Here is a 13659-nt window from a genome sequence, read left to right as displayed (position 1 = left end):
AAAATCAGCGCATCGAAGGTGCCGCTTAAATCTCCTCCCGCAAGCCATCATACGCCTTATAAAGCGCATGATGGCTCTCGCTGTCTCTCAATCTACAGTCCGTTCATGCATCCAGCATTTCGCGAACGGCGATGGCCAATTGCTTGAGGGAGAAGGGCTTCGGCAGGAATCCGAATTTGGCATCGGCAGGCAGGTTTCGCGCAAAAGCATCCTCGGCATAACCAGAAACGAAGATGAATTTCATATCCGGATAGGTCTTGCGCAATTCCTTCAACAGCGACGGGCCGTCCATTTCCGGCATCACCACGTCGGAGACGACAATATCGACCTTGCCTTCCAGTTCCTCCATGATTTCCAGCGCTTCGACGCCGGAACAGGCCTCATGGACCGTATAGCCCCTTGTTTCCAACATGCGCTTGCCGCCGCGCCGCACGGCGTCCTCGTCCTCCACCAGCAGAACGACGGCGGATTTACCTGTCAGGTCGTCTGGCTCCTTGGAATTCTCGGATTCGGACGCTGCCAGAACCCGGCCATTGCCCTGCTGGGCTTGCGCGCCCGGTGCAAGGGTCGCATCGATGACAACAGGCTCGACAATATGGCGCGGCAGGAAAATCCGGAATGTCGTGCCTTCACCAACCTCGGATTCCAGGTAGATATAGCCGCCTGACTGTTTGACGATGCCATAGACCATGGCAAGTCCCAGCCCGGTCCCCTTGCCGACATCCTTGGTGGTAAAGAAGGGCTCGAAAATCTTGTCGAGGATCTCAGGGGCGATGCCGGTGCCCCTGTCGGCCACTTCGATCAGCACAAAATCCTCATGCGGCAGGCCGCGGTGATTATAGGCGGCCGCTTCGACACCTGTCACATTGCGGGTGCTGATGGTGATATTGCCACCTTGCGGCATGGCATCGCGGGCGTTGACGCAGAGATTGATCAGCACCTGTTCGAATTGAGAGAGATCCGCCTTGACCGGCCAGAGATCCCGTCCGTAATCCACATGAAGCTTGACATTGGTGCCTGAGATCAACCGGTCGACCAGCATACGTAGATCGCCGATCACATCGGTCAGGTTCAGCACTGTCGGGCGCATGGTCTGCTTGCGCGAAAAGGCCAACAATTGGCGCACCAGAACGGCAGCGCGATTGGCATTGCGCTTGATTTCCATCAGGTCGGCAAAGCTCGAATCCGAAGGCCGCGCCTGGAGCAGGAGATGGTCGGAAGACAGAAGAATGGCCGTCAGAACATTGTTGAAGTCGTGGGCGATGCCTCCGGCCAGCGTGCCAACGGCATTCATCTTCTGCGTTTGGGCCATCTGGGTTTCCAGGGCCTTCTGGTCGGTGACGTCAACCGCATAAACGATGGCCGCCTCTTCCGGAGCTTCGTCGCTCTGATCGATAACCGCGTTCACGTAGAACCGGAAATGGCGCATGTCATCCAGGGGATGGCGCGAATCGATTGGTGCAATGTCCACCTGCCGGTCGCGCGCCTGCGACAGCGCCTCGGCGAACACCGGACGCTCGTTGTCATGCAGGACGGCATCCAGCTGGATCTTGCGGTCGATATCGTCCCGGGAAACGACATCCGAAAAGAATTTCAGGAACGGCGCATTGGTGCGCAGGATGCGCCCCTGCCCGTCCACCGAGGCAATTGCCATCGGCGTATTGTTGAAAAACCGGGTAAAGCGCATGGATGCCGAAGAATCCGAACGGTCCCCAGCAATGACTTCCTGACGGGCCAGCACGATCGTCCGGCTCTCCCCCGGCGCGCCATCGCGGGCCGAACGAACCCTATGGACAAGGCGGGCGGGAAAACTGCGGCCATCGGCCCGGCGCAGGTCGAGATCGAGCGTCGCTGTCTTCGACAGGCCGGGTTCGGCCTGTACCGACTGGATCAGCGCCATGCCCTCACCCGCAACAAGGTCCTTGAGGTAGATGGCGCCTGGCGAAAACTGCGTGAGATCGATGCCCAGCCATTCCGAAAGGGTGGCGTTCAGATAGAAGATCTCGCCCTTGCGGCCAGCCGAAAAGAAGCCGGCCGGTGCATGATCGAGGTAATCGATAGCGTTCTGCAATTCCTTGAAAAACCGCTCCTGGTCGTCACGGTCGGCGGTAATGTCGGCAATCTGCCAGATCTGAAGGCCTTTATGCGGCCCCTTCTCCACCAGCCGGCGAGCCCGCAACCGGTACCAATGCGCGCCGGAACCATTGTCGGAAAACGGTCCGAGCGGTTTCAGCAGACGAAACTCCTCCTGCCCGTCCCGGTCCTCGCGCAAGCCGTTGATCAGCCGGTAAAGCGCTTCACCAGCCTCGCGGTGGCGCGATAGCAGCGCTTCCAGCGTCTGCACGTCCGTTGCCCGGCGCGCGCCGGTCATCCGGCCATAGGCGGCATTGGCATAGATAATGTGCCCACGCGGATCGGTGACCAGCGTTCCCTCACTCTGGCTGTCGAGGAAGGCGCGGCCAAGACCGTCCGATGGCGTCTGCGGCATGACTTCGATAAAACCGATGATCGCAGAGACAAGGAAAAAAATACCGACAATGGCCAGGACGCCGAGCACACCCAGCACGATCTGGTTGTCCAGCGAGTTCTTGAAGACCACGAAGGCAGCGGCGGCAGCCAGCAGAACAAAGGCCAGGATGACGATGCGAAACGCGGCCCCGCTACTCGGCCTGCGATCCACCAGCGGGCCTACGCTTTCGTCTGTCTGCTGCTGGTTTGTCATTCGGTCCTCATCTCGGCGTTCATTTGCCTTGTTATCCGGCGCCTTGTCACCCGGCACCTTATCCATCCGGTGCTTTGTCATCCGGCAGCATTGCCACCACGATAGCCGGTCTCGCACGGCCTGTCCCGTCGCCATTGCCGGGAATCACGGTTAGCAACATCTTTACCAACTTGAATGAGCAGCAAAAAGCGCAGCAAGGCCACCATTGCCGACCATTCACAGCCAATCCCACACTCTCAGGCGCAATCTGGCACAGATCTTCCGCACCTTACCCCTTCACTTCGTGGGCAATCGCAATAAATAGGCAGGGAATAAATGCCGGAGCTTGCTTGGCCATGGTGCGATGCGCCATATAGAGCCGGTATAGGCTTTGCCTCGTTTTTCAAGGGCAAAGTCGAAAATTGCGTTGAATGACTACCGATACTCGGACGGAGACAGCCACCATGATGGACGATATTCTCAACGCCTATGGCAGCCGCTTCCTGATTGCCGCTGGCGGGGTGTTTCTCGCCCTCGCCGTTCTGGTGGTGATATTGTGGATCCTGAAAAACCGGGCGCCATCGCCCTTCGTGCGCGGTGGGCGCAATCGCCAACCACGCTTGCAGGTGCTCGATGCCGCCGCCGTGGATGCCCGTCGCCGGCTGGTGCTGATTCGCCGCGACAATATCGAGCATCTCATTCTGATCGGCGGCCCGACCGATATCGTGGTCGAAAGCGGCATTGGCGAGCCTAAGGCCTATCTGGCCGGGGAGCTAGCTGCCAATGAGGCACTTGCCAGAAACCAGGAGCTCCTCAAGGCTCAGGAATTGGCTGCTCTTGCCTCCCGCCAAGCCAGGCAAACCGAACCGGCGACGCAAGCCGCGTTGCAGACACCGCCCTCACGACTGGAAACCCAACCGACACGGCAGGAGCCGCGCCCACAACCAGTCTCTACACAGCCTCAGAAGCCAGTTGCGAGACCGGTTGCGGCGGCTCCGACTCAGGAGACCCTATCCACAGCCGTCCAGGCAATGCCTGCACCGCAGCCCGCTGGGCAAAAATCTGTGCAGGCCCCCGCCGCGCTAAAGCCCGCACCTGAAGACACTATTCAGCGTCCACAGAGCGTTGAACGCCCGCCGCAACCCGCCGCACCCCAGGTTCCGCCACAGCAGGTTCAACCAACAAAGGCCCCAGTTGCGCAAACCCAGGCGGTAGCGCAGGCTGAGAGCCGACAAGCGGCCCCAGAACCTGTGACTGCGGCGATGCCCCCCGAAACTCCCGTGGCGCCGAGTGTCAGAGCCGAGCCACGGTCATCCGAGACCATCACCGCCGAGCCGGTCAACGCCGTCTCGTCGCCGCCACCTCCAACAGCGCCGTCAGTTAACCCGCCAACCAGCACGGCTCGGAATGAGGCTCCGGCTGACACCGCACCGTACGTTGAGCCGCCCATGGTGGCAACCAAGCCCGCCAACATGTCGATGCCGGTCTCCGAGCCTGGGGTTGCACCCGCGACGACATCCCCGCAGGAGGCCAGCCTGTTGCTGGATGCTGCGCGCGAACGGGTATTGAAGACACGCGTCGAACCCTTTTCCGCAGATCGCTACAGGAGCCCTACCCCACCCGAGGAGATCGACCTGTCACCTGAACCTGCTGCCGAGAAAACCCCGCAGGGAGCTTCAGAACCGGACCTCGACACTCTGAAAAGTGAATTTGAAAAGATTCTCGACGGCGAAATCCTGACCCAACCGGCTGCGCGTCCGAAACCGACCGTCGAGCCACCGGTTGCCCGCGCCATTGCGCCGATCAGAACGCCGCCCGGTGCCAATCCTCAAGCCACGGTGACATCCGACCCCGCACCGAAGGAAGGCAATTTGCAGGACGAAATCGCCCGGATTTTCGGCGAAATGGGCGCTCCGCGCAAGAATTAGAGTTTGTCTTAGGGAAAAGGGAACCCAATTTCTCTGAAAGAAACCGCGTCTAAGGGCAACGCCTCACAGGCTCCAACACAACAACGCCCATCGTCTAGCTGCGTTGATGCGAATGATATTCTACCGGACGATTCCTTAAGGCAGAATCGATTGAAGGAGGAAATTATGCAGCAGATCCAGTTTGTCACAGCGCCCTTTGCGCGCTTTATAAAACGCACGGCGCGTTAGGGACGATTCAATCAGAATCTATTCCTTTGCCGTATGCCTCATGGAGGGCATCGGCGTTCGGTCAAGCTCAGGTATGGCTTTTTCTCAATACGGCTACGATCTGGAAAATATTCAACAGTCTACCGAAACGAAAGATGCCGTTCTAACAAACAACCGCATAGGCGGGTGTTACGGGTTTCAGGGCCGGCGTCTTGCCGGCGACGCTACGGTTGCGCTTAGTCGTGCTTCTCTGCACAGAAGACGCACGCAAAATCACTGCGTGCTTTTGCCTCTGAACACTGCGCTGACTGTTTTGGGTCTATTCGTCCCGATAGACTTTTTCGCGTCGCTCGTGGCGTTCCTGCGCTTCGATCGACAGGGTCGCGATCGGGCGGGCGTCGAGGCGCTTCAAGCCAATTGGCTCACCGGTTTCCTCGCAATAGCCATAGGTGCCATCGTCGATCCGTTGCAACGCAGCATCGATCTTGGAGATCAGCTTGCGCTGCCGGTCACGCGCTCGAAGCTCGATTGCGCGGTCGGTTTCCGAAGATGCCCGGTCTGCAAGGTCAGGGTGATTGGCACTCTCTTCCGCGAGATGGCCGAGGGTTTCCCTTGCCTCCCGCAGGATGTCGTTTTTCCAAGCGATCAACTTGGCGCGAAAATAAGCTCGCTGGTTCGCGTTCATGAACTCGTCGTCGTCCGAGAGCACATAGTCGCTAAGATTGATCTTCTCACTCAACGCGATTCTCCTGAAGAACATCTCAATGGCGGACGTATATACTTTGAAAAGGTCGCATTCAAGCCTTACTCAAGGCTTTCCTTGATTTTTAAATCTGTTACAAAAATCAGCTAAAGGACTATTTTTTCATCGTTTTTCCTTCGTGTGGCTTATTTGTCGCAGAACCCCTTGACAAAGGTTTACACCCAGCGCCTCCAGCCTGGTCACATACCTCTTCCGGCCGCTACAACCCATCCTGTTGACGCCGCATGAACTGGCGGGATAGGTAAGGCTTCGATCCAACGGACACCATCTGCATGACCGTCACCGTCTCCAAACCTTTCCGGGTCTATCTCATGCGGCATGCCGCCGCCGATTGGCCTGGGGCCGGGCAAAAGGATTTCGACAGGCCCTTGAGCAATACGGGTTACGCTCATGCCGAGATGATAACCGGCATGGCTGCCGACAAAGGTTACCGCCCCGATCTGGTGATCTGTTCGACCGCTGTCAGATGCCGTCAGACGGCGGATGCCGTGCGCCGCAGCATGTGCGCAGAGGATGTGGAAATCCGCTATGTCGATGCGCTTTATAACGGTGGCGCCGAGACCTATCTGGAAATCCTGCACTCCTCTTCCCCGCAGGGGTCGATCATGCTGATCGGCCATAATCCGGCAATCGAGGAATGTCTGCATGTGCTGATCGGCGAACAGGCTTTGGCCAGCACCATCCCGCAAGGCTACCCGGCGGGCGGGCTGGCGATTATCGACGCAGCAGACACCCCAAGCCGATGGCAGCTGGTGGATTTTCTTCAGCCCTGAGGGGTCGGCTACCAAAAGCGGATGTGGCAAAGGCGCACGTAGCAAAGGCGCGCAAGCGGTCATGACGCAATAGTATTAGGCTTGAGCCTTCATGCGCTGGGCCTTCAATCCGCTGGCGCACACCCTATATGCAGGCAAACAACAGGACCATTGCCCAGTGCCGCCATCCATGACCAGCTTTACCGACGAGACCCGCATCGCGCTTGACAATCTTGCCGACCGGGCCTCGAACCTGCTGTATCCAACGATCCGTCTCGGGGTCACGGGCCTGTCGCGGGCTGGCAAAACCGTGTTCATCTCCTCGCTGGTCCATAATCTGCTGAATGGCGGCCGCCTGCCCTTGTTCGAGCCGCTGCAATCAGGCCGTATTTCCCGCGTCACCTTGGAGCCGCAGCCGGATGATGCCGTGCCGCGCTTTCAATACGAAGACCATATTCGCGCGCTGGTCCGCGATCGGGTCTGGCCGGGCTCTACCCGAGCCATTTCGGAACTGCGACTGGTGGTGGAATATCAGAGCGCCAGCAGTTGGGGCCGGATGTTTTCCTCCGGCAAGCTCGCCATTGATATCGTCGATTATCCGGGCGAATGGTTACTCGATCTGCCGCTTCTCCAACAGGATTATGAAACCTTCAGCCGCAATACGGTAGAATTGGCCCAGACAGGAATCCGCAAGGAATTGTCGGCGCGTTGGCTGGGATTGGCAAGCCGGGTCGATCCGGATGCGCCCGCCGACGAAACCACCGCCCGCCAATTGGCGGAGGCTTTTGCCGATTATCTGAAAGCCTGCAAGGCCGACGAGCGGTCACTTTCGACGCTACCGCCCGGCCGATTCCTGATGCCGGGCGATCTTGACGGGTCGCCAGCGCTGACCTTCGCGCCGCTGGCGTTGAAGCCCGACACTAAGATCGTCAGGGGTTCGCTGCGCGCCATGATGGAGCGTCGCTACGAATCCTATAAAAGCGTGGTGGTCAAACCGTTCTTCCGTGAACATTTCGCCCGCCTAGACCGACAGATAGTTCTTGTGGATGCGCTTCAAGCCATCAATCGCGGTCCGGAAGCGGTGCAGGATCTGGAGCGGGCACTGGCTGATGTGCTGACCTGTTTTCGCCCCGGCAGTTCCAGCTGGCTGCGGGGCCTGCTTGGACGGCGGATCGACAAGGTTCTGGTGGCCGCCACCAAGGCCGATCATTTGCACCACGAAAGCCATGAGCAATTGCAGGCCGTCACCAGACGGCTGGTGGATGGGGCGATCACTTCCATCGGCATGGCGGGCGCAGGTATTGAGGTCGTTGCCCTGGCTTCGGTGCGGGCAACGCGCGAGGCAACCGTCAAGCAGGATGGCCATCTGCTGCCGGTGGTGGTCGGCACCCCGATGCAGGGTGAAACCATTGGTGGTGATCGCTTCGACGGCAATCGCAAGACAGCGGTCTTTCCCGGCGACCTGCCGGATAATATCGAAAGCCTGTTTCAAACGACAAAATCCGGAAAAGACACCGGGCCGGATCTCAACATTATAAGGTTTCGCCCGCCGGAACTGGACGAGACAGGCGGCGGCATCAAGCTGTCCATTCCGCATATAAGGCTCGACCGCGCCCTGCAATTTCTCCTCGGAGACCGTCTGGCATGAGCAAGACACCAGAAGACCAACGCCCACTGCCACGCAGGCCTGCGGCCTTTTCGCTTGATGAGCCATCCTCCTCCCCTGCCCGCCCGCCTTTTGTCGAGGCGCCAGAGCCGCAAAGACGTGCGCCGAAAAGCTTCGATGCCAATGTGACGATCACGCCCGATGCTGAAGACCCGTTTTTGGCAGGCTTGAGCGAAGACGAAGCCATTGTACCGATTGCAAGGCCCGCCAAGCGCCGGTTCTCCTTCGGCAAGCTGGCCGGTGCAGCATTTGGCGCGCTCGCTTCCTTTGCCATCGGTCTCTGGATCGACGATCTGATCCGTGATCTTTTTACCCGCGCCGATTGGCTTGGCTATACCGCACTGACCCTGCTGGGCATCGGCCAATTGGCGCTGGCAGTGGTGGTGATCCGGGAGCTGGCTGGCATTTACCGGCTGAATGCCGTGCAGACCATCAAACAGCGTGCCAGCGCACTGTCCTTGCAGGGTACAGCCAGCGAGGCGCGTAAACTGGTCAAGGACGTCGAGGATCTGACCCAGCACCGGGCAGAAACCGCGCGGGGGCGGAACGTGCTGAAAGCTGCCGAAAACGACATTATCGATGCCCCGCATCTGATTGCCTTGGCCGAGCGGGAATTGCTGGCGCCTCTGGATGCCAAGGCGCGAAGCCTGATTATCAATGCCTCAAAACGGGTGTCGGTGGTTACCGCCGTCAGCCCGCGCGCGCTCGTCGATCTTGCCTATGTGCTGTTTGAAGTGGTGCGTCTGGTACGCGCCATGGCCGAACTTTACGGTGGCCGCCCCGGCTCCATCGGCATGTTACGGCTGCTGCGCGATGTCTTTGCGCATCTGGCCGTGACCGGATCGATTGCCATTGGTGACGGCCTTGCCCAACAAGTTCTGGGTCACGGCCTTGCCTCACGGCTATCGGCACGGCTTGGCGAAGGGGTGATCAACGGGCTGATGACGGCGAGAATCGGTATTGCCGCCATGGACCTCTGCCGACCCCTGGAGTTCAAAGCGTTAAGACGTCCAGGCATTGGAGACTTTATGCCAGCGCTGAAACCAGCCATCAATCCCAGCGACAAGGCATTGTAAAGCTTACAAATTCAGAAAACCCTTCTTCAAGACATCTCTTGTGGGATAAAGGCTGCAAACCGCATCGAGACCGCGGCAACTAAGGAAATATTAACCATCATGGCATTATAAATCAGCAACCAAGTGTTCGTCGATTACGCCAAGGAAAGCCGATGCCGCACCGTTTCTCTTTGCTACTCGGCAGTTTTGCCGTTGCTTGCGCCATTGCCCTTCCGGCAGGCGTCGCTGATGCCGCCCAGAAGGATCGCCAGTTCTTCGAATCCGTTTCCGGTGTCTGGAGCGGACCGGGCGAAATCGTCGCTGGAAAGTATAAAGGCACCAAATTCAACTGCAACTTGACAGGTGAGCCTGTCGAAGGCGCCGAGGCTGGTATCAAGCTGGGCGGAACGTGCCGGGTCGGCGTGTTTTCCCAGCCGATGAATGCGGTGATCTCAATGAAGGGCGGCGCCTATAGCGGCCAGTTCCTCGACGGCGCCGAAGGCAAGGGCCTCGACATCATCTCCGGTCAGGTGAATGGCGATAAGGTGGTCATGGGCATCAACCGTGCCAAATTGAACGGCGCGATGGTCGCCAGCATCGAAGATGACAAGGCCATGAACGTGACCATTTCCGTCAAGGTCGAAGACCGGATGATTCCGGTCATCGGTTTGCGGCTCAATCGCCAGGTTGACCAGGTCGCGGTGGGCTCGATCAAGAAGTAAATCGGCTTTGCCGGTATGACATTGCTATCGCGGCAACAGTTTTCAAACCCGGCATCGAAAGATTGCCGGGTTTTTGCATTCAGCCCCTTTTCCACCAGAGCGGATCGGTATCGGCGACGACGATATCATGGGCATCCGCCTGCCCTAGCCAGTCGGCCACCGACCTGCCCTCTACCACAAGGTCGCTGCCGATATCACAGAGAGGCTGAAGGACGAAAGCCCGCTGCACCATGCGCGGATGCGGGATCGACAGGTGATCCTCCTCGATAGTTTGGTCACCGTAGAGCAGAATATCGATATCAAGCGTGCGCGGCCCCCAACGCTCCCGACGCTCGCGTTTCATCACCCGCTCAAGCTCCAGACAGACCGAAAGCAGCGCGGATGGCGGCAATGTGGTGCGCACCAGCGCGCAGCTATTGAAAAAATCCGCCTGATCCAGCTTTCCCCAGGGCGGCGTACCATAAAGCCGCGATACGGCCAGCACCGTGCAATCCGGGCGCTCATCCAGGGCTTTCAGTGCCGCTGCCATGGCATGCGCGGGATCGCCGATATTGCCACCCAGCCCGAGCGCTGCGATCGCCGGGGCGCGCTTATCGATGATGGTCAACGGAAACCTCGACATAATCCAGCATGCCGGTAATCGGCGCGCTCGGTTTGCGCACAGTGATTTTCGCCCGCAGAATCTGTTCGAACCGGTCACAGAGCGATTTGGCGATATCCAGCGCCAAAGCCTCGATCAGATAGCGCCGCTTACCAGTGACGATTTCTTCGATGAGGTTGAAGGCTACGCCATAATCCACCGTTCCGGCCAGTTCATCGGTTTCCAGAGCCGAGGAAAACCGCAGCTCCAGTTCGGCATCAATGAAAAATCGCTGGCCTAGAAATTTCTCCTGCTCATGCAGGCCGTGGCGGGCGAAGAACCCGCAATTCTTCAGTGTGATTGTATAGGTATCAGCCATCGATCCGTCCTTCCCGCAGCCGCGTCTGCGCGGCGGGCCCGTCATCGGGGGCCATGGTTAGCATTGCATCCGCCACTGCCAGGGCATCGCGATTTGTCCTTACATCATGTACTCTGAATATGGCAGCCCCCTGTAATCTTAGCAGAACCGAGCTTGCTGCCGTTGCCGCATCACGCCCCGGGGCGTCGCGCCCGATCAATGTGCCGAGGAAGCGCTTGCGCGATGTCCCCACCAACAGCGGATAGCCCAGATCCCGCAATTCATGACAGCGCGCCATCAGGCCGATATTGGCCTCCACGGTTTCCTTGGCAAAACCGAATCCGGGATCGAGCACAATTGTCTCAGCTGCTACAGCTGCCTTACGGGCGATAGCAAGTGAGCTTTCGAAAAACAGCCGTTGATCGGCAATCGGATCGGCCAGCACGTCGCGGCCTCGTCCGGTATGCATGATGCAGAGCCCTGCCCTGGCTGCCGCAGCCACATCGGCAATCTCCGGCTCGCGCTGCAAGCCATGCACATCGTTGACAATATGGGCACCGGCGGCCAGCGCCAGCCGCGCCGTCTCAGCCCGATAGGTATCGACCGAGATCAGCGCATCGGTGTCGCGCGCCAATGCTTCGATGACAGGCAGAATGCGGTCCTGTTCCTGGGCCGCTGAGACGGAATCGGCCCCCGGCCGCGTCGATTCGCCACCGATATCGAGGATATCAGCGCCATCCTCGAGACATTGCAGCGCAAAGCGCAGGGCCTCATCACGGCTGGAATGGGCGCCGCCATCCGAAAACGAATCCGGTGTGACATTGACGATCGCCATCAGGCGGGCCTGAGACCCGAGCGTCAGGCTGCGGCCATGCGCCAGGTGCCATTGCTGAGTTGAGATCTTCACGCTGTTTCCCCACGCCTTGCAGAAAAGACCGTTGCCGATACGGCGCAGTGCGCCATATACAAGGCAACAAGACTGGCCGTAACACTTTATGCCAGCTGCATATTTCCTTAAATCCGATCGGGTTTGGGGATTTATGCGGCCTTTCCTTGAAACGGCTGAAATTCGCAGTGAAGATCACCTTGAAAAACAAGGGTTGTTCAGAATGGCTGGCACATCAGGTCGATGTCGGCGCTGTATGCCCCAAACCGGGACCAAGTTCAATGTCGTGGATACGTTCAATGGCCAAAAGAAAAGGCACACTGGTTTGTGCCACGCTCGTCTCCCGCGTGATTGTCTCCGGCATGGTTCTCTCAGTTATCGGCACGACAGGCATGGCGCAGGCAGAAACCATTGTCCGCAAATCGACTGTCTATTTCCCGATTGGCGGGCGGACAGCCACTGATCTCGACCATGAACTGGAGCGCAAAGGCCCGCACACGGTCAGCACCGGAACCCGGCACCCGGGCGCCACCCGCATCCGTTTTGGCGGCACCATGGACTATGTGCGTCATCAGGGCCGCTGTGCCATTGGCAATATCAAGGTGACGGTGTCGATCAAGGTGATTGTGCCGCGCTGGAAAAACCGCGGCTCGGCCAATCCGCAACTGGGATTGATCTGGGATACATTATCGGCCGATATCAATCGCCACGAATCCCGCCATGCCGAAATCGCCGTGCAGCACGCCCGCGACCTCGATCAAAAGTTAAAAGCTATGCCCAGCGCCGCCTCCTGCGAAGAGCTTCAGGAAGAGGTCTCAGTGTTGACGGATCAGGTAACGCAGGAACATGACGCCGACCAGTTGCGGTTCGACCGGATCGAAGCGGTTAATTTCAACGACCGGATCATGAGGCTGCTGAAATATCGCTACACGAAGAAGCAAGCCCATCACGACTGATAGAGCCAGCGTCTTCGATACAGTCCTGCGAGATGCGCGCGCTTTTCACAGCAGAAAAACGACTGCGTGGATTAGCCTTGGCGCTCCGGCACATGGACAACAAGACCGGCCAGCGCCGGGGCGATCTTGATTTGACAGGAAAGTCTGGAATTGGGTCGCACATCAGTTGCGAAATCCAGCATGTCCTCTTCCATTGGCGCCGGACCGCCGGTCTTCTCCACCCAGGCCTCATCGACATAGACATGACAGGTGGCGCAGGCGCAGGCGCCGCCGCATTCGGCATCAATACCGGGAACAGAATTGCGCACGGCATTTTCCATCACGGTCGAGCCATCGGCGGCATCAAGGTCAAAGCGGGTGCCATCAAAGGCAACAATGGTCAACTGGGTCATGGGATCTATCCGGGGCTTGAAGAGCACACCGCGCGCAACGGTCAGCACATCGCGGTGATGAAGACAAAGACGATAATCTGGCCGGATGAACAAGGCCGCTGATATCAGCGGCCGGCGCAGCCGTCAGGCGCGCAGTTTTCTGACAAATCCGCATACCAGTCAACCGGGGCATAGCAACGTTCAAGCCTCGACTGGCGTGGATACGGCGCTACCGTTTCAGATACGGCAAAGCTTCAAAATGAAATGCTCGGCTTCAACCACAGTTGCGGTAATCGCCGCAATCCGGGCGGCATCAGGGCCTTTGCCTTCGACTTCGGCAGCAGCTTCTGCCACCTTGAAGGCACCGACGGCGCTGGCCGCCCCCTTCAGGCGATGAGCGATGGCAACCGGATCAGCGGACGCATTGGCGAGACCCTGCAGACAGCTGCGCGCCTGCTTTGCAAACATCTGCAAAACCTCGATTTCCAAGGCCTTGTCGCCCATGGTTTGCGTGGCAAGATGGACCAGATCGATCGGCCTTGCCTTGGACGGGCTCAGTCCGGATTGTACTTCTGGAGCTTCGAAAGCGATGTTGACGGCAGCCATGACCCTTTAGATCCTTTTTGTTATGATACGGTTCTCATATTCAGGATGGTTGTCAATCGTGGGATTGGGGTTAAATTCGGGCCAGACGTCTCCGGATATTTCTACTTA

13 protein-coding genes are annotated in these 13659 nt (G+C 58.6%); 6 read left to right on the top strand and 7 right to left on the bottom strand.

Annotated elements, in window-relative coordinates:
- Nucleotides 1-103 precede the first annotated feature (103 nt).
- Nucleotides 104-2722 (bottom strand): cell cycle histidine kinase CckA, encoded by a 2619-nt coding sequence (gene cckA / locus G6L01_RS06745; RefSeq protein ID WP_070165123.1) that lies wholly within the window; start codon nucleotides 2720-2722, stop codon nucleotides 104-106.
- Nucleotides 2723-3165: 443 nt separating this feature from the next.
- Here cckA and G6L01_RS06740 point away from each other — a divergent pair, with 443 nt between their 5' ends.
- Nucleotides 3166-4629 carry a flagellar biosynthetic protein FliO gene (locus G6L01_RS06740; protein ID WP_070164708.1) on the top strand — a complete coding sequence of 488 codons (1464 nt, stop codon included), beginning with the start codon at nucleotides 3166-3168 and terminating at the stop codon, nucleotides 4627-4629.
- Nucleotides 4630-5155: 526 nt separating this feature from the next.
- Here G6L01_RS06740 and dksA read toward each other — a convergent pair.
- Complete coding sequence (gene dksA, locus G6L01_RS06735) at nucleotides 5156-5575, bottom strand: RNA polymerase-binding protein DksA (RefSeq protein WP_041696655.1); 420 nt, start codon at nucleotides 5573-5575, stop codon at nucleotides 5156-5158.
- A 296-nt stretch (nucleotides 5576-5871) separates the two neighbouring features.
- On the opposite strand from dksA, the gene G6L01_RS06730 reads away from it, so the two are divergent.
- The 4 genes from G6L01_RS06730 to G6L01_RS06715 all read left to right on the top strand — a co-directional run bounded on the left by G6L01_RS06730 (nucleotide 5872) and on the right by G6L01_RS06715 (nucleotide 9794).
- Nucleotides 5872-6372 carry a SixA phosphatase family protein gene (locus G6L01_RS06730; RefSeq protein WP_070164707.1) on the top strand — a complete coding sequence of 167 codons (501 nt, stop codon included), beginning with the start codon at nucleotides 5872-5874 and terminating at the stop codon, nucleotides 6370-6372.
- A 157-nt stretch (nucleotides 6373-6529) separates the two neighbouring features.
- Nucleotides 6530-7999 carry a YcjX family GTP-binding protein gene (locus G6L01_RS06725; protein WP_070165122.1) on the top strand — a complete coding sequence of 490 codons (1470 nt, stop codon included), beginning with the start codon at nucleotides 6530-6532 and terminating at the stop codon, nucleotides 7997-7999.
- A complete protein-coding gene (locus tag G6L01_RS06720; protein ID WP_070164706.1) occupies nucleotides 7996-9093 on the top strand; it encodes a YcjF family protein in 1098 nt (365 codons plus the stop codon). Before G6L01_RS06725 ends, G6L01_RS06720 begins: the two co-directional genes overlap by 4 nt.
- A gap of 152 nt (nucleotides 9094-9245) precedes the next feature.
- Nucleotides 9246-9794: a hypothetical protein gene (locus G6L01_RS06715; RefSeq protein WP_070164705.1), complete on the top strand. Its 549-nt coding sequence runs from the start codon at nucleotides 9246-9248 to the stop codon at nucleotides 9792-9794.
- 79 nt (nucleotides 9795-9873) lie between these two features.
- Here G6L01_RS06715 and folK read toward each other — a convergent pair whose 3' ends face one another.
- From folK to folP, 3 genes are all read right to left on the bottom strand, one after another.
- Nucleotides 9874-10323, bottom strand: a complete 450-nt coding sequence (gene folK, locus G6L01_RS06710) for a 2-amino-4-hydroxy-6-hydroxymethyldihydropteridine diphosphokinase (protein ID WP_234891844.1) — start codon at nucleotides 10321-10323, stop codon at nucleotides 9874-9876.
- Between the two features lie 61 nt (nucleotides 10324-10384).
- Nucleotides 10385-10753 carry a dihydroneopterin aldolase gene (gene folB / locus G6L01_RS06705; protein ID WP_070164703.1) on the bottom strand — a complete coding sequence of 123 codons (369 nt, stop codon included), beginning with the start codon at nucleotides 10751-10753 and terminating at the stop codon, nucleotides 10385-10387.
- Nucleotides 10746-11639 (bottom strand): dihydropteroate synthase, encoded by an 894-nt coding sequence (gene folP / locus G6L01_RS06700; RefSeq protein ID WP_070164702.1) that lies wholly within the window; start codon nucleotides 11637-11639, stop codon nucleotides 10746-10748. The genes folB and folP overlap by 8 nt, the downstream gene beginning before the upstream one ends.
- 278 nt (nucleotides 11640-11917) lie before the next feature.
- Between folP and G6L01_RS06695 the strand changes: the two genes are divergently transcribed.
- On the top strand, nucleotides 11918-12574 hold the full coding sequence (locus tag G6L01_RS06695; RefSeq protein WP_071206372.1) for a DUF922 domain-containing Zn-dependent protease: 657 nt from the start codon (nucleotides 11918-11920) through the stop codon (nucleotides 12572-12574).
- A 71-nt stretch (nucleotides 12575-12645) separates the two neighbouring features.
- Here the strand turns inward: G6L01_RS06695 and G6L01_RS06690 are convergent, their stop codons facing one another.
- Nucleotides 12646-12966, bottom strand: a complete 321-nt coding sequence (locus tag G6L01_RS06690; RefSeq protein ID WP_015916026.1) for a 2Fe-2S iron-sulfur cluster-binding protein — start codon at nucleotides 12964-12966, stop codon at nucleotides 12646-12648.
- 216 nt (nucleotides 12967-13182) lie between these two features.
- The gene (locus tag G6L01_RS06685) at nucleotides 13183-13551 is read right to left on the bottom strand and encodes an Hpt domain-containing protein (protein ID WP_015916025.1); all 369 of its coding nucleotides are present in this window, start codon (nucleotides 13549-13551) and stop codon (nucleotides 13183-13185) included.
- Between the last annotated feature and the right edge of the window lie 108 nt (nucleotides 13552-13659).

The organism is Agrobacterium vitis (assembly GCF_013337045.2).
GTDB classification, from domain to species: Bacteria; Pseudomonadota; Alphaproteobacteria; order Rhizobiales; family Rhizobiaceae; genus Allorhizobium; species Allorhizobium vitis_B.
The sequence above is the reverse complement of the archived record's forward strand: the minus strand, read 5'-3'. Positions and strand labels throughout refer to the sequence as shown.